The sequence below is a fragment of the Duganella radicis genome (assembly GCF_009720825.1).
GTDB classification, from domain to species: Bacteria; Pseudomonadota; Gammaproteobacteria; order Burkholderiales; family Burkholderiaceae_D; genus Rugamonas; species Rugamonas radicis.
This window is the reverse complement of sequence record NZ_WNKY01000056.1, coordinates 1-16,328: the sequence shown is the minus strand read 5'-3', so window position 1 is coordinate 16,328 and position 16,328 is coordinate 1. Positions and strand designations below refer to the sequence as shown.

Annotated in this window: 13 protein-coding genes; 8 read left to right on the top strand and 5 right to left on the bottom strand. The window is 55.4% G+C overall.

What is annotated here, in order from left to right; translation table 11 throughout:
* Positions 1–25 precede the first annotated feature (25 nt).
* The 4 genes from yidC to rpmH are packed head-to-tail and all read right to left on the bottom strand — an operon-like array spanning position 26 to position 2,654.
* Positions 26–1,780, bottom strand: coding sequence for a membrane protein insertase YidC (gene yidC / locus GM676_RS28085; RefSeq protein ID WP_155467577.1), 1,755 nt, complete (start codon positions 1,778–1,780; stop codon positions 26–28).
* A gap of 8 nt (positions 1,781–1,788) precedes the next feature.
* The gene (yidD, locus tag GM676_RS28080; RefSeq protein WP_155467576.1) at positions 1,789–2,049 is read right to left on the bottom strand and encodes a membrane protein insertion efficiency factor YidD; all 261 of its coding nucleotides are present in this window, start codon (positions 2,047–2,049) and stop codon (positions 1,789–1,791) included.
* Complete coding sequence (gene rnpA, locus GM676_RS28075; protein WP_371866397.1) at positions 2,046–2,483, bottom strand: ribonuclease P protein component; 438 nt, start codon at positions 2,481–2,483, stop codon at positions 2,046–2,048. Before rnpA ends, yidD begins: the two co-directional genes overlap by 4 nt.
* Before the next feature lie 36 nt (positions 2,484–2,519).
* Positions 2,520–2,654: a 50S ribosomal protein L34 gene (gene rpmH, locus GM676_RS28070; RefSeq protein ID WP_040378179.1), complete on the bottom strand. Its 135-nt coding sequence runs from the start codon at positions 2,652–2,654 to the stop codon at positions 2,520–2,522.
* Between the two features lie 389 nt (positions 2,655–3,043).
* On the opposite strand from rpmH, the gene dnaA reads away from it, so the two are divergent.
* The 8 genes from dnaA (at position 3,044) to GM676_RS28030 (ending at position 14,739) form a co-directional block, all read left to right on the top strand.
* Entirely contained in the window at positions 3,044–4,447 is a 1,404-nt protein-coding gene (gene dnaA, locus GM676_RS28065) for a chromosomal replication initiator protein DnaA (protein ID WP_155467574.1), read from the top strand.
* Positions 4,448–4,546: 99 nt separating this feature from the next.
* A complete protein-coding gene (gene dnaN / locus GM676_RS28060) occupies positions 4,547–5,653 on the top strand; it encodes a DNA polymerase III subunit beta (RefSeq protein WP_155467573.1) in 1,107 nt (368 codons plus the stop codon).
* Between the two features lie 44 nt (positions 5,654–5,697).
* A complete protein-coding gene (gene gyrB / locus GM676_RS28055; protein WP_155467571.1) occupies positions 5,698–8,190 on the top strand; it encodes a DNA topoisomerase (ATP-hydrolyzing) subunit B in 2,493 nt (830 codons plus the stop codon).
* 206 nt (positions 8,191–8,396) lie between these two features.
* Positions 8,397–10,193, top strand: a complete 1,797-nt coding sequence (locus GM676_RS28050; protein ID WP_155467569.1) for an ATP-dependent nuclease — start codon at positions 8,397–8,399, stop codon at positions 10,191–10,193.
* An 11-nt stretch (positions 10,194–10,204) separates the two neighbouring features.
* Positions 10,205–11,233, top strand: a complete 1,029-nt coding sequence (locus tag GM676_RS28045; RefSeq protein WP_211923306.1) for a DNA cytosine methyltransferase — start codon at positions 10,205–10,207, stop codon at positions 11,231–11,233.
* 266 nt (positions 11,234–11,499) lie between these two features.
* Positions 11,500–12,867 carry a DNA (cytosine-5-)-methyltransferase gene (gene dcm, locus GM676_RS28040; RefSeq protein ID WP_155467567.1) on the top strand — a complete coding sequence of 456 codons (1,368 nt, stop codon included), beginning with the start codon at positions 11,500–11,502 and terminating at the stop codon, positions 12,865–12,867.
* A gap of 2 nt (positions 12,868–12,869) precedes the next feature.
* Positions 12,870–13,385 (top strand): very short patch repair endonuclease, encoded by a 516-nt coding sequence (locus GM676_RS28035; protein ID WP_155467565.1) that lies wholly within the window; start codon positions 12,870–12,872, stop codon positions 13,383–13,385.
* A 277-nt stretch (positions 13,386–13,662) separates the two neighbouring features.
* Positions 13,663–14,739 (top strand): hypothetical protein, encoded by a 1,077-nt coding sequence (locus tag GM676_RS28030; RefSeq protein WP_155467564.1) that lies wholly within the window; start codon positions 13,663–13,665, stop codon positions 14,737–14,739.
* 49 nt (positions 14,740–14,788) lie between these two features.
* Here the strand turns inward: GM676_RS28030 and GM676_RS28025 are convergent, their stop codons facing one another.
* The gene (locus tag GM676_RS28025; RefSeq protein WP_155467563.1) at positions 14,789–16,081 is read right to left on the bottom strand and encodes a type II restriction endonuclease; all 1,293 of its coding nucleotides are present in this window, start codon (positions 16,079–16,081) and stop codon (positions 14,789–14,791) included.
* Positions 16,082–16,328 lie beyond the last annotated feature (247 nt).

The window sequence follows — 16,328 nt, the reverse complement described above, 5'->3', positions numbered from 1 at the left end:
TTTAAGCAACAGCTTCAAGCTGCGCTTAGGCTTTGGCGGGCTCTGCCACGCCGAACTTCTTCGAGATCACGTACTGCTGGCCAATCGACAGCACGTTGTTCACCACCCAGTACAGCACCAGGCCGGACGGGAAGAAGAAGAACATCACCGAGAACGCCAGCGGCATGAACAGCATCATCTTGGCCTGCATCGGATCGGCCGGCGCCGGGTTCAGCTTGGTGGTGATGTACATCGAGATCGCGTACAGCACCGGCAGGATCGCGTACGGATCATGCTGCGCCAGGTCGGTGATCCAGCCCACCCACGGCGCGCCGCGGATTTCCACCGCCGATTGCAGCACGTAGTACAGCGCGATGAACACCGGCATCTGCACCAGGATCGGCAGGCAGCCGCCCAGCGGGTTGATCTTCTCGGCCTTGTACAGCTCCATGGTGGCCTGGTTCATCTTGGCCGGATCGCCCTTGTAGCGCTCGCGGATGGCTTGCATCTTCGGCGTCACCAGCTTGACCTTGGCCATGCTGCGGTAGCCGGCGGCCGACAGCGGGAAGAACAGCAGCTTGATCAGGATGGTGAAGGCAATGATGGTCCAGCCCCAGTTGCCCAGCACCGCGTGGATGTGCTCGATCACCCAGAACATCGGCTTGGCGATCATGGCCAGCCAGCCGTAGTCGCGCACCAGCTCCAGGCCCGGCGAGACTTTCTCCAGCAGCTGCGCTTCCTGCGGACCCGAGAACAGCTTGGCGTCGTTCGACACGGTCGCGCCCGGCGCGATCGCGCCCAGCGGCTGCTTGACGCTGATGCCGTAGACGTTGGTGTCGATCTTCTCGGTGACGATGTCATGCATCAGCTTAGGCTGCGGAATGAAGGCCGAGACGAAGAAGTGCTGCGAAATCGCGATCCAGCCGTTGTCGGCCTTGGTGGCGTGGTCTTGCAGCATCGGCTTGCCGGTCTTGGCGGCTTCCTGCGCCTCTTTTTCCAGCGTTTCGAACTTCAGCTTCTCGTAGCGCTTTTCATCGGTGTACAGGGTAGGACCGGTGTAGCTGCTGTTGAAGAAGGAATCGCCGGCCGGCTTGTTGCCGTCGTGCGCCAGTTGCAGGTACAGGGTCGGCGACACCGGCGCGGCGCCGGTGTTGGTCACGTCGTGACGCACGTCGACCACGTAGTCGCCACGCTTGAAGGTGAAGGTCTTGGTCAGCTTGACGCCGCCGGCTTCCGATTCCAGCACCAGTTGCACCTGGTTGGCGTCGTTCAGCATGCGCGGGCCGGGCTTGGCCACGAAGCCGCTGGTGTGGTTAGGCAGGCCGGGCGCGCCGATCAGGCCGGTGCGACCCAGATAGGTCTTGCCGGTGCCGGCGTCGACGTCGAACAGCACCACGTTCTTGGCGGTGTCGCCCGGCTTGCACCAGTCGAACAGGCCGAAGCAGCCGCCGAACCAGCCCGGATGGCTGTTTTCCTTGTACTTCAACAGTTCCAAACGGCGGATCACGCCACCCTGGGTGTCGATATCGGCCCGCACCACGTCGGTGGTGATGGTGATGCGCTCGGCCTTGAACGGCACGGCGTCGGCCGCGGCGGCACCAGCTCCCGGCACGGCGGCGGCGCCAGCAGCAACGGCGGCGGCCGGCACGTCGGATTTCTTCGCCTCGGGCGCCTTGGCCGTCTGCGCCGGCGGCGGCGCAAACATCGATGGATGGCCGTTGGAGATCTGCCAGTTGTTCCACAGAACAAACAGCGACACCGCAAACACGATCCACAAGATGGTACGTTTATTGATATCCATTATTTCAATCAGGAGTGGTTGCAACCGCAAGCGGTCGTAGAGGAATTCGATTTGCCGGCCGGGGGCACGGGGTCATGCCCGCCCGGGTTCCACGGATGGCAGCGGCACACGCGCTTGACCGCCAGCAGGCTGCCGCGCGCGGCGCCATGCACTTGCAGCGCTTCCAGCGCATAGTTCGAGCAGCTGGGATGAAAGCGGCAGCTCGGCGTCATCATCGGGCTGATGGCCAGTTGATAAAAGCGCAGCAGGAAGCGGAGCACGGTTTTCATGGCGACCCAGATGGAGGCGGCGGCGAAGGAGGCAAGGCCGGCTTGCCGGACAATTTGGCTTGCGCCGCGAACAGGCGTGCCAATTCCACCCGCAAGGCCGCTTTCAGCTTTGCGGTGGTGGCAGGTCCATCCTTGCTGTTGACCGGCTTGGCCAGGCGCACCACGCAATCGATGGCGGGCAGGCCGGTGACGCGGAACAGTTCGCGGGTGACGCGCTTGATCGTGTTGCGGGTGACGGCGCGCGGCGCAAAGCGCTTGGCCACCACGACGCCCAGCCGCGCATGCGGCAGTTGGTTCAGACGGGTGTACAGCACGAAGTGCGCGCTTTTTTGGCTGGGGCGCAAACGAAAAACGGATGAAAATTCATCCGTTTTAACGATACGCCGAGCGCGCGCGAAGTCGTGTGAACCTTCGCCTGTCGAGCCGCTGTTGATGCAGCTGTCCACGCGATCAGCTAACAAGCGGCTAGCTTATACAGCCAGACGCTTGCGGCCTTTGGCGCGGCGTGCGTTCAGCACTTGACGGCCACCACGGGTAGCCATACGTGCACGGAAGCCGTGGGTACGCTTACGGCGTACAACGGAAGGTTGGTAAGTACGTTTCATGTTGGTCTCGCTTAAAGCAGAAAAAAATGCAAAATCGGGTCAGACGGCCCGTCAGTTTTTGGTGCCAATGACACTTCGCGCACCCATGCCAACGCTATCCGGCACAAGCTGGGTCCATCTCATCGCCCGCTAAATCCTCGCTACTCCATATTGATATCCATGTGAAGAAACAAGGAATACGGGCGGGGAACCCTGAATTATCAGCATTTCGGCCCCGCTTGTCAACAACTGGCTGCCCCGCCCAGGCGCCCCGGGCGGCCGCCGGGCGCGAAAAAATACTGTTGTGCCTGTGGATAACTGTAGCGAGCGAGAGTAGAATAGCGCGTTACGTGTGAAAAACTTCAAAGTTGCCCACACCCTTATACAGTAAGAACACAGATAGTCGATTCATGGAAAATTTCTGGCAGACCTGCTCCGCCCAGCTGGAGCTGGAGCTGACGCCGCAACAATTCAGCGCCTGGATCAAGCCGCTTATCCCCCTCGATTACGAGGCGGGCAAGCTGCGCGTGGCCGCGCCCAACCGCTTCAAGCTGGATTGGGTGAAGACCCAGTTCGCCAGCCGCATCACGGCGCTGGCCTGCCAGTACTGGGAGCAGCCGACCGAGGTGCAGTTCGTGCTCGACCCGCGCCTGTCGGCGCCGAAAAAGGCCGCGACCACCGCGCCGGTGCCGGACCACAATGGCGGCGCCCCCAGCAACAACGCCCGCATGGCCATGGCCGACCCGGTGCCGTCGGTGCCGGAACTGCCGGCCTCGGCCCCGCCGCGGCGCGAGCAAAGCCGCATCAACACCGACCTGACCTTCGACAGCTTCGTCACCGGTAAGGCCAACCAGCTGGCGCGCGCCGCCGCGATCCAGGTGGCCAACAACCCGGGCGTGTCGTACAACCCGCTGTTCTTCTACGGCGGCGTCGGCCTCGGCAAGACCCACTTGATCCACGCCATCGGCAACCAGGTGATGGCCGACCAGCCGGGCGCCAAGATCCGCTACATCCACGCCGAGCAGTACGTGCGCGACGTGGTGACCGCCTACCAGCGCAAGGGCTTCGACGACTTCAAGCATTACTACCACTCGCTGGACATGCTGCTGATCGACGATATTCAATTCTTCGGCGGCAAAAGCCGCACGCAGGAAGAATTCTTCTACGCGTTCGAGGCGCTGATCGCGGCCAAGAAGCAGATCATCATCACCTCGGATACCTATCCGAAGGAAATCACCGGCATGGACGACCGCCTGATCTCGCGCTTCGACTCCGGCCTGACGGTGGCCATCGAGCCGCCGGAGCTGGAAATGCGGGTGGCGATTCTGCTCAAGAAAGCCAAGCAGGAAGGCGTGACCTTCTCGGACGACGTCGCCTTCTTCGTGGCCAAGCACCTGCGCTCCAACGTGCGCGAGCTGGAAGGCGCGCTGCGCAAGATCCTGGCCTACTCGCGCTTCCACGGCAAGGACATCACGATCGACATCGTGAAGGAAGCGCTGAAGGACTTGCTGTCGGTGCAAAACCGCCAGATCAGCGTGGAGAACATCCAGAAGACCGTGGCCGACTTCTTCAACATCAAGGTGGCGGACATGTACTCCAAGCGGCGGCCGGCCAACATCGCCCGCCCGCGGCAAATCGCCATGTACCTGGCCAAGGAGCTGACGCAAAAGTCGCTGCCGGAGATCGGAGAGCTGTTCGGCGGGCGCGACCACACCACGGTGCTGCACGCGGTGCGCAAGATCGCCCTGGACCGCACCAAAAACCCGGAATGCAACCACGAATTGCACGTGCTGGAACAAACGCTCAAGGGCTAGCCTGAGACAGGGTTTGCCATTATGATTCAGGCAAACCTGTCCGGCTGCTCACAAGGCAAAAAGTACTGACACATCGTTAAATTTTACTGAGGATATTCTATGCAATTGGTCAAAACAACCCGAGATACGCTACTCCGGCCACTGCAAATTGTGAGCGGTATTGTCGAGCGTCGGCACACTATGCCGATTCTGGCCAATATCCTCATCCGCAAAGAGGGCGAGAGCGTATCCTTCCTGTCGACCGACACGGAAGTCCAGATCACCACCAACGCCGAGATCGGCTCCGGCCCGGAAGTGACCGGCACCACCGTGGCCGCGCGCAAGCTGCTGGACATCCTGCGCGCGCTGCCGGAATCGGGCGACGTCTCGATCACCCTGCAAAACAAGCGGCTGGCGGTGCAATCGGGTAAATCGCGCTTCGCGCTGCAAACCCTGGCGGCCGAGGAATTCCCGACCGTGCAGCAGGCCGACAGCTACAGCGCCTCGGTCACCCTGCCGCAGAAAACCCTCAAGCACCTGTTCAACATGGTGCACTTCTCGATGGCCCAGCAGGACATCCGCTACTACCTGAACGGCCTGCTGCTTGTCCTGGACGGCAACAACGTGATCGCCGTGGCCACCGACGGCCACCGCCTGGCGTTCTGCCAGGTGGAGACGGAGCAGTCGTTCGCGCGCCAGGAAGTCATCATCCCGCGCAAGACCATCATCGAACTGCAACGCCTGCTGGAAGAGAACGACGAGACCGTGCAACTGGACATCGCCGCCAACCAGGTCAAGCTGACCTTCGCCGACATCGAGCTGATCTCGAAACTGGTGGAGGGCAAGTTCCCGGACTACACCCGCGTGATCCCGAAGGGCTACAAGAACGAATTCACCATCGGCCGCGATGAGCTGCTGCGTTCGCTGCAACGCGCGGCCATCATGACCAGCGACAAATTCAAGGGCGTGCGCTGCATCATCACCCCGGGCAGCATGAAAATCAGCTCCACCAACGCCGACCAGGAAGAGGCGGTGGAGGAACTGGAAATCGACTACGGCGGCGACAGCGTCGACATCGGCTTCAACGTCACCTACCTGCTGGACGTGCTGAACAACCTGAAATGCGACCAGGTCAACGTCGCGCTGGGCGACTCCAACTCGTCGGCGCTGATCTCCATCCCCGACAACACCGATTTCAAATACGTCGTCATGCCGATGCGCATTTAAGCAGCCCCGAGCCTTTACGTAATCGATTTTAGAGAAAGCAGCACATGTCCGAAGAGAACGCAGCACCAGTACCAAAGAACGAAGAATACGGCGCCGCCTCGATCCAGATCCTCGAAGGTCTGGAAGCCGTCCGCAAGCGCCCTGGCATGTACATCGGCGACACCTCGGACGGCACCGGCCTGCACCACCTGGTGTTTGAAGTGCTGGACAACTCGATCGACGAAGCGCTGGCCGGCCACTGCTCGGAAATCCACGTCACCATCCACTCGGACAACTCGATCTCGATCACCGACAACGGCCGCGGCATCCCGGTCGGCCTGAAGATGGACGACAAGCACGAGCCGAAACGCTCGGCGGCCGAAATCGTGCTGACCGAACTGCACGCCGGCGGCAAGTTCGACCAGAACGCCTACAAGGTCTCGGGCGGCCTGCACGGCGTGGGCGTGTCGTGCGTGAACGCGCTGTCCAAGCTGCTGCGCGTGACCATCCGCCGCGACGGCAAAGTGCACCAGATGGAATTCGTGCGCGGCGTGGCGCAGAACCGTGAAATTGAAATGCGCGACGGCGTGGCCGTCTCGCCCATCAAGGTCATCGGCGAAACCGACAAGCGCGGCACCGACGTCCACTTCTGGGCCGACGAAGAAATCTTCACCACCGTCGAATTCCACTACGAGATCCTGGCCAAGCGCATCCGCGAACTGTCCTTCCTGAACAACGGCGTCAACATCAAGCTGACCGACCAGCGCACCGGCAAGGAAGAAATCTTCGCGTTCGAGGGCGGCACCCGTGGCTTCGTCGAATACATCAACAAAGCCAAGACCGTGCTGCACCCGACCGTGTTCCAGGCCACCGGCGAGCGCCAGTCGGACCAGAACACCACCATCACCGTGGACGTCTCCATGCAATGGAACGACGCCTACAACGAACAGGTGCTGTGCTTCACCAACAACATCCCGCAGCGCGACGGCGGCACCCACCTGACCGGCCTGCGCGCGGCCATGACCCGCGTCATCAACAAATACATCGAAGAGAACGACTTCGCCAAGAAAGCCAAGGTCGAAGTCTCCGGCGACGACATGCGCGAAGGCCTGACCTGCGTGCTGTCGGTGAAAGTGCCCGAGCCGAAATTCTCCTCGCAGACCAAGGACAAGCTGGTGTCGTCCGAAGTGCGCGGCCCGGTCGAAGAGATCGTCGCCAAGACCCTGGCCGACTACCTGCAGGAAAAACCGAACGACGCCAAAATCATCTGCGGCAAAATCGTGGAAGCGGCGCGCGCGCGCGAAGCGGCCCGCAAGGCACGCGACCTGACCCGCCGCAAAGGCGTGATGGACGGCCTGGGCCTGTCGTCCAAGCTGGCCGACTGCCAGGAACGCGACCCGGCGCTGTGCGAACTGTACATCGTCGAGGGTGACTCCGCGGGCGGCTCGGCCAAGCAAGGCCGCGACCGCAAATTCCAGGCCATCCTGCCGCTGCGCGGCAAGGTGCTGAACGTGGAAAAGGCGCGCTTCGAAAAAATGCTGTCGTCGGAACAGATCACCACCCTGATCGCCACGCTGGGCACCTCCATCGGCCCGGACGAGTTCAACGTCGAGAAGCTGCGCTACCACCGCATCATCATCATGACCGACGCGGACGTCGACGGCGCCCACATCCGCACCCTGCTGCTGACCCTGTTCTACCGCCAGATGCCGGAACTGGTGGAACGCGGTCACGTCTACATCGCCCAGCCGCCGCTGTACAAAGTGAAGGCCGGCCGCGACGAGCGCTACCTGAAGGACGACGCCGAGGAAGCCGGCTACATGATGAACGTGGCGCTGAACACCGCCGTGCTGACCCCGCGCGAAGGCGCCGACCCGATCCAGGGCGAGGCGCTGGGCGAGCTGGTGCGCCAGTTCAACCTGGCCAACGTCATCATGACCCGCCTGACGCGCGTGATCGACCGCGCCGCGCTGACCGCCATCATGACCGGCGTGACGCTGGACCTGAGCACGCAGGAAGCCACCGAAGCCTCGGCGCGCGCGCTGGAAGCCAACATCAACGACATCGCCGTCAAAGTGACGGTGCGTTCGGACGAGCTGAACGAGAAACACCAGCTGCACATCGCGCGCATGCACCACGGTAACGTCAAAGTCAGCTCGATCGACGCCGACTTCGTGGAAAGCGCCGACTACCGCGTGCTGGCCGAAGCCGCCACCACCTTCACCGGCCTGATCGGCCCGGGCGCCTACGTCCGCCGCGGCGAAGGCGAGCGCACCAAGGAATCGGCCGTGACCGACTTCCACCAGGCGATGCAATGGCTGCGCGACGAATCGGAACGCGTGGTCTCGAAACAGCGCTACAAAGGTCTGGGCGAGATGAACCCGGAACAGCTGTGGGAAACCACCATGGACCCGACCGTGCGCCGCCTGCTGAAAGTGCAGATCGAAGACGCGATTGCCGCCGACCAGATCTTCACCACGCTGATGGGGGATGATGTGGAGCCGCGCCGGGCGTTCATTGAGACCAATGCGCTGCGTGCGGGGAATATCGACGTTTAAGGCAACTCTCTTTAAACCCTGCAAGATGAATGGGCCCTTGTGGGCCCATTTCTTTTAGTGGGGATCCCTTTGACCTAGCGTCGATGGATAAGGTGGCAGCGCATTGGTTGCGAGCATAAAAACATCATTAAACCTATTTGCACTCATATTGTGTTTCCAATATTCATCTATTAGTGCGATAGTGTAGAAATCTGACATTAGGAAAAATGATGCCATCCCTACAAGCCCAGCTTATCAGAATGCATGAGGCCAATCAATTTGAGCCGTTCATTACGCATATCCGCTTTCCAAAATATAAGAACCTTCAGCCAAATACTCGAATCGATTTCAAGCATCCGATTACTGTTCTGGTAGGGGCCAACGGCACAAACAAGAGCTCAATTTTGCGGGCGTTATATGGTGTTCCCGATTATTCGAACTTGGGGATGTTATGGTTTTCTACATCTATTGACCCTATTGAAGAGGGAGATGGAGAACGAAATTGCTTCATTTATGGGCATTTCAATCAAGAAGCTAAACGTGTTACAGAAGTATTAAAGATCCGGATCAAAAAAGATAACGATCCAGATTATTGGGAACCCTCACGACCTTATGCAAAATATGGCATGGAGATGGTGCCACGCGCAGGCGAACGGCAACCCGGGGCAGGGAAAACTCGCTGGAATCCTATAAAAAAAGCCATGACATATGTCGATTTTCGCGCCTCTCTAAGCGCGTTCGATAAATTTTTTTATTATGGTGAACTAAAAGACAAAAATGCCTCACAAAAAGGTAAGAAAGACTTTATTCGCACACGTGCACCGCATCTGAAACGTGCCGCAGATGACGGCCTCACCACCTTTTCTTATCGAAAAAATGAACGTATCGTCAACGGCGAAAATAAACTCCTAAACAAAAATGAATTAGAAGCTGTTTCAAGTATTCTCGGCCGAGAATACAGTGAAATTCGGTTAATTCGCCACCGTTTCTATAATGCAGATGGATATACTGCACGTATGCGAACAGCTGACTTTAGCTACACAGAAGCTTTTGCGGGGAGTGGAGAGTTTTCAATTGTGAAGCTGGTCTCTACCGTAATGAAATGTGAGCCATGCTCACTCATTCTACTAGATGAGCCAGAGGTATCTTTGCACCCCGGAGCGCAAGAGCGTTTAATGACGTTTCTTGGGGAGCAAGCAAAAAATCATAAGCATCAAATTGTAATTTCCACTCATTCACCGGCCCTGCTGCGATCGCTACCACCACAAGCCATTAAAGTTTTAGCGATGGATTCAGCTACCGGGCAAATCGGTGTAATTAGGCAAGAAGCGCTCCCAGAAGAAGCCTTCTTTCACCTTGGCGAACCTGTGGGTGACAAGACAAGAGTAGTCGTCGAAGATCGCCTTGCAAAGGCAATTGTAGAAAAGAGCCTAAGGACCCTCGGTCGCGCGACGTTTGGGCTCTTCGACATTACGTTTTATCCGGGCGGCTGCAAGACGCTATGGTCGTTCTATATCCCTATATTTGCGGCCGAAAACAGAGACAATATTGTAGTTTTCCTTGATGGCGACCAAAAACCGAAGGATGAGGATCAGTTTCCAAATCCAGACGAAATTGCGCAGGCTGACGACAATAATTTAGCTGACATCATCCTGAGAGCGACTGGGGTAAACGTTAATTTCCCAGTGGATGGGACAGCGGGAAATGGGAACGCCCAGCAACGCATCGATGCGCAACGTCGATTCATCGGTTGGGCCAAGTCACGAGTGGGATTTATGCCAGGAACGACCCCAGAACAATTCGTATGGGATAAGGCACCAGACGCAGCAAAGCAGGGTGTTGATGGCAAAAATTACAAGGAAAAGTTTTCTAAACTTACCCGAAAGGAGTTAGGATTAGCCGACTTCGAGGAAGTCGGCGCTGACGCCATCTTACACACTCAAAAACGTTTGCTTTCAATGATTGATGACAATGACCGGGATCTCGCAGATTTGCGAGATGTGTTATATGGTTTCTTACAGTAGTAGAGTGACAAGTGATTAAGGTTTTTGATTTTTTCTCGGGATGTGGTGGAACAAGCTCTGGCTTTAGCCAAGCAGGTATGGATATTGCCATGGGTTTAGATATTGACCCAGACTCTTCGGAGTCTTTCCGTGCAAATTTCCCCAAAGCAAAGTTTTTGCTAGGCGACATCAGGGACATGGATGTTGAAATCTTGCGTCCAATCATTGGGAAAAAACGAAAAACACCGCTGTTATTTTGCGGCTGCGCACCTTGCCAGCCCTTCTCGACGCAAAATCGTAATCAGAATACAAAAGATCCTCGTAGAGATCTTCTGAGTGAATTCTCTAGGTTTGTAGCGTATTGGCTGCCGGAATACGTGTTCATTGAAAACGTACCCGGCATTCAAAAGGTTAAAGGTAAAAGTGGGCCGTTCCATAAATTCAATCGATTACTCAAGGATCTGGGGTACTCGTACGCATCGGATGTCATACCCGCTATGTCATTTGGAGTTCCTCAAACAAGAAAACGGCTAGTTTTATTAGCTCGCAGAGGTGGAGATATCACACTGCCCGAGGCGTCGCATGGCCCAGAAAAAAAACCTTACACAACTGTACGAGATGCTATCGGACATCTTCCACGCCTGCCTGCTGGGTGCACTGATCCGAGCGATCCACATCACCAAGCGGCCGAGCTATCGGAACTTAATTTGCGGCGTATTGCCCATACACCAGAGGGCGGAGGACGAGAGGCATGGCCGGAAGAACTGAGGCTTGATTGTCACCAGTCACACACAGGCCACTCTGATGTGTACGGACGACTTGCTTGGGATAAAATGGCTTCTGGATTAACGACTAGGTGCATCAGTTACTCCAACGGACGCTTCGGGCATCCTGAGCAAGATCGCGCGCTAAGTGTCCGCGAAGCAGCCTTAATTCAGACATTCCCAATTAATTATCAACTTTCCGGGAATTTAGCATCCCGGGCGCGTCAAGTCGGTAATGCTGTCCCTCCCGCTATGGCCTTGGCAGTAGGCCGTCATCTGATGCAACTGAGCGAATAGCATTGGAGTTACCATTGACTTGTACTTTTATTAGGTTCTCGCTTAGGTACTCCGAACGCTACAGCAATGCGTTCGAACTCGTCCTAGGGGCACGCGAGTCAGCACCTAGGCAGACAACACAAGACCTAGCACTGGTTTAACATACAGTATAATGACACACATTTGGCACTAGGTTGACATATGGCTACCAATCTGAACGTTAGCTTTGGATGGCAATAGATCTAGGTGCCGAGCATTTATTATCGTTTTCCCAGAGAAGAGAACAAATGATTTCCACTAGTGATGAGCTTGCTCTGCTACAGCAGGCGCTCGAAAGTTATGAGCATAAGTACATTGCTGAGCATCTGAACCAGATCTCTCTTGGATCATGGACACGTGAGTCTCTCAAGAGATATGAACAGGGGAAAGGCGAGTTGCATTTTAGTGATGCAGAATATAGACATCTTCAGAAGCTGCTGCCTCAGGCCCCTCGCAGAGCAAGACACGACTTCGATTTCATTGATCTCTTTGCTGGCATCGGAGGCATCCGGCGAGGCTTTGAAGAGGCAGGTGGACGCTGTGTGTTCACAAGTGAATGGAATCCTTTTGCTGTCCGCACCTATAAAGCGAATCACTATAGTGATCCTACGAATCACAAATTTAATTCAGACATCCGCGAAGTGACACTGAGCGACAAGCCACATGTTTCTGAAGATGAGGCCTATCGCTTTATCGATGCAAACGTGCCCGATCACGATGTATTGCTAGCCGGCTTTCCATGCCAACCATTCTCTATTGCGGGCGTATCAAAAAAGAACTCGCTAGGTCGTAAGCATGGTTTTGAATGCGACACACAGGGGACACTCTTCTTTGATGTGGCAAGGATCATCGCAGCGAAGCGCCCAGTCGCTTTCGTGCTTGAAAACGTTAAGAATCTGAAGAGCCACGACCGCGGCAACACCTTCCGAGTCATCATGAACGCTTTAGATGAGCTTGGCTATTGGGTGGCTGATGCAGAAAGCAGCGGTAAAGAGGATTACAAGATCATTGATGGCAAACACTTCGTACCTCAACACCGTGAACGTATTGTTCTGGTCGGGTTCCGAAAAGATCTAAATGTGCATGATGGTTTCACCCTGAAAGATGTTGCGAAGCTGTACCCTAAGCGTAAGCCGTCCTTGGGTGACATCCTCGAAAAGGAAGTTCAACCAAATTACATCCTAACCCCGAAGTTGTGGCAATACCTCTATAACTATTCAATTCAGCATAAGGCTAAAGGCAATGGCTTTGGCTACGGGCTAGTCAAGCCTCATGACGTAACTCGCACTCTCTCTGCGCGTTACTATAAAGATGGTTCTGAAATTCTTGTGGACCGTGGCTTCAATCCCAAGCTCGATTTTGAGCACAAGAAGAACATAGAGAATCGTCCACGCAGGCTAACTCCGCGGGAGTGCGCGCGCCTCATGGGTTACGATGGTCCCAACGAATCAAACTTCCGAATTCCTGTATCCGACACTCAGGCTTACAAGCAGTTCGGTAACTCTGTTGTAGTTCCAGTTTTTGCAGCGGTAGCCAAGTTGATGAAAGATCGCATAGTCCGAGCGAAGCAATTGGAAGCCCTACGGCCGCGAAGCCATGCTAGGCTTGCAGCGTAATAATGGTGGATGTTCACACCCCTGAGAGCCGTAGTAAGAACATGCGTGCAATTCGGGGCAAGAACACGTCTCCTGAACTCATCCTTCGAAAACTCATCTTTGCAAGAGGTCTCCGTTTTCGCCTCCATGCCAAAACACTGCCGGGCAATCCTGACATTGTCCTGCCGAAGTATCGTGTCGCCATCTTTGTTCACGGTTGCTTCTGGCATGGCCACAACTGTTATTTGTTCAAGCTTCCCACCTCGCGCAGGGAATTTTGGCAAACAAAAATCTCCCAAAATCAACAACGCGACTTTCGCGACACGAATGTACTTTTACGTGAAGGATGGCGAGTGCTATGCGTTTGGGAATGTGCATTAAAAGGTCGCCTGAAGTGGAATGCAGAAGAGCTTGGGGATCGCATCACAACTTGGATACGATCTCCCTTAAGCGGCCATCCAAGCGCAGAAATCCGACATCTCGAAAGCGAGGTTGTCATGTCAGAGCCCCAAACGTGTGAAAGCCGAGGTGGTCCGTAACTCAACACGATCTCTCGGAACACGACAGTTTCGGCGGCAATCCAGCAGCTAGAGCTAACGCTTGATATCCGGCCCTGCAGCCCGGGTCAGTTTATATCACTTCTTCCGAGAGAGTTCGACCGCTTCAAAAAACAGGCTCAGGAGGGCCGCGCCTGAAACACGTCATCTGACGCAGGACCTCACGCATCCCGGTATGCACCGGGGCTCATACCGATACTGCTTTACGGTCCGGATCGGTAGCGTTATGCTGTGCTCAACTTCTTCTTTAGCAAAATAAATGATTACGCCTTGGGGCCCGCTCGCAGAGCTCGATCTTTCTGAACACGACCTTGCAGCGCGCATCCTTGCAGCCGATAAGCACCAGCTCGTAGAGGGCCTTGTCGTCGAATGTCTGTTTGACCAAATCGTATCAAATATCCCGTCTTACTACACACAGGTCTTGGCGTTGGATGTAGAGACAGTTATTGTGGACACACGACGCCAAACGGGACGGTGGGTAGCGTTTGTCTGGGCACGCACTAGAGAACCCGGCCTCGGTCGCTACCTACAGAGTCTCGGAAAGGGATTCGATACCTATCTTCTCGACTTCAGTGGCGACACCTTCTTAGCGGCACGAGTACGTAATGGCCAGAGAGTTTCAGACTACGGTCCGCTACCCGATCTGATGCGCAACCTGTCCGGTGGAAGGTACACGCCATTCGAGGTCAACACCTCGGTTCGCAATACGAACCGCCAGCGGCAGGCTTTCTGGGGCTTTTTATCGGAGTATTACGGAAAGAATCTTGCGAGCAGAATCGTCTTACCTCGCTTGCTAATCAACTGCGCGATCCAGCCCTATTTTCGTTCGCTATGGAACTTAGACCGTGTCTTTGTTTCGGGTGATGACATTTGGATTTTTGAGATCAAGCACAAGTTTCCAATCGATCGGAATGGCTTGAGCTTTGGGATCAACGACGGCGAACTACGCATGCTAGACCGACTCGCCACCAGCGGGATTTCGTGCCTCCACACCATCTTGGCTAAACCCTTCTGGAGCAAAGAGGTTGGATCAATGTACTTATTAAATGACCTTGCAATGCGCACTCGCGCAGGCCTCATTGCGAAAGTGCTCGATGCGGCACAAACTGCAATAATCCTAAAAGGTAGTGCCGGAACATCGGGAGCGCACACGTCCATTAATGGCGCGTCTAGTATCAAATTCAGAACCATGCCTGCCGACCAATTCTGCCAACTGGGCGTCCTTTCCGATACACCAGCCGCCTTGGCCGCAAACATCGTTGAAGTCATGCTCCGCCACGAATCACCAAAAGTTAATGAAGCTTGGCTACGCAGCCTGAGAGCTCAACCTAGTTGACTGCAGGGCTATGGTTTGCAAACGTCGCCCTCCTCCTCATGATCAGAAATTATGTGCGCTGAAGTTGCTGGACCTCCTCAATGAATCCCTGCATATCCATCAAGTGATGTCTCTGGTCGAGTGGATATGTAGCGTGGATCGCGCTTGGCACAACGAGCCTCAGTTTATTAGCGCGCATTTCTTCCAATTGCAGTCTGCTAATCGCAGCCTCTAGCGTGACCAGGTGCTTCGACTGTACCCGCTGCGCCTCCGACAAAACCTGTCGCCAACGATCCTTGCATGTTGTCTTTGCGCCCAACATTATTAAACGGTCATGTGGATAGCTGGCGTCTCGATAAGCATTAAAAGAAGGGAAGATAAAGTCTGGTTTCGAATTGTTTTCAGTTACCATCCCTTTCCCGCGCCCCTGCTCAAATTGAAGACCGTATCTTTTAAAAAGAAAATTAAGATGATCTTCGAAGGCATGACCTGCCCTAGATTTGCGCCTGTTCTGGACGCTCAGGGAAAACCCAATGAAACCCTCTACATCTTCACCAAAACCAGCAGCTAGACGCGTTTTCACAATATGGCGCTCGTAAATCTTAAAGAGACTCTCCTCCCGTTCCATACACGCCATCAGCAGCATATCAGGTGAATTGGATGAGATTACACTCGGGTCTAAGCTCTTCCTTGCAAACTCAGAAAAAATCGACGTCTTGGGAAACTCTTTCCCTCCAAAGGCATGAAGCAACTTGTCCAGCCAGTTTTCCTCATGCGATAGACCTGGCCCGATTGCGATCCCCATGCTTTCAAGAACCGCACGCAACGGAAGCAAAAGCTCGACAGTATCAAGAATACCTCGCCGCAGGGTATGCTGAACGTTATCAAGGCCAAAAAGCGTCCTTAGTTGGCATTCAGCGTTACTGCCCGCCGGAGCGAAGACCATCAAGACAGAACCAGGACGAAAAGCGAGTGATTCCGCTTCAAACGGGTCGACCGGCGCTGGCAATTCTTGGCGAAGTTTGGCAATCAAAAAGAAGTCGCCACTCCCCATCAACTCCGTCACCGGGCTATCGTAATAGTAAAGTCGAAATTCCGGGCCACGCTTCGGATCATCTCGGCGAGTGTCGTACCAAGTGACATGCCCGTCACAAATGACGGGCTCCTCCATATCGTCACTGATATAAATCTGGCGGACTCTATAGCGGTAGTCTTCTCGTCCTTGTCCTAAGAGAGTGCCAAAACCGCTTCTAACTAATCCTCCAATTTCGTGCTGATTCGACGAAGTGGCCTCGGCATCTACAGCACTTAGATATTTTGCTGCTACACCTTCAATGTAATCGCTTATTTTGTCGTTAAACATGAATTCGTGCGCAATATGTTCACTCTTCGAGAAAGACCAAAGTATAACTGACGAGTACGCAAGCTAATCAGGAGAGTCACATTGCTACGATCTTGTCCTAGTACATCAGAAAGATCTACTTAGTCCGGTCTGAATAATTCAAATTCTGCCGGCACCCAGCAGCCAATGTACGCCTGGACTGGAGGGCACATCCGACACAGTGGCCTTGTCCCGGCGCAAGGGGCGGCACAACGCTAATCGCAGCAGG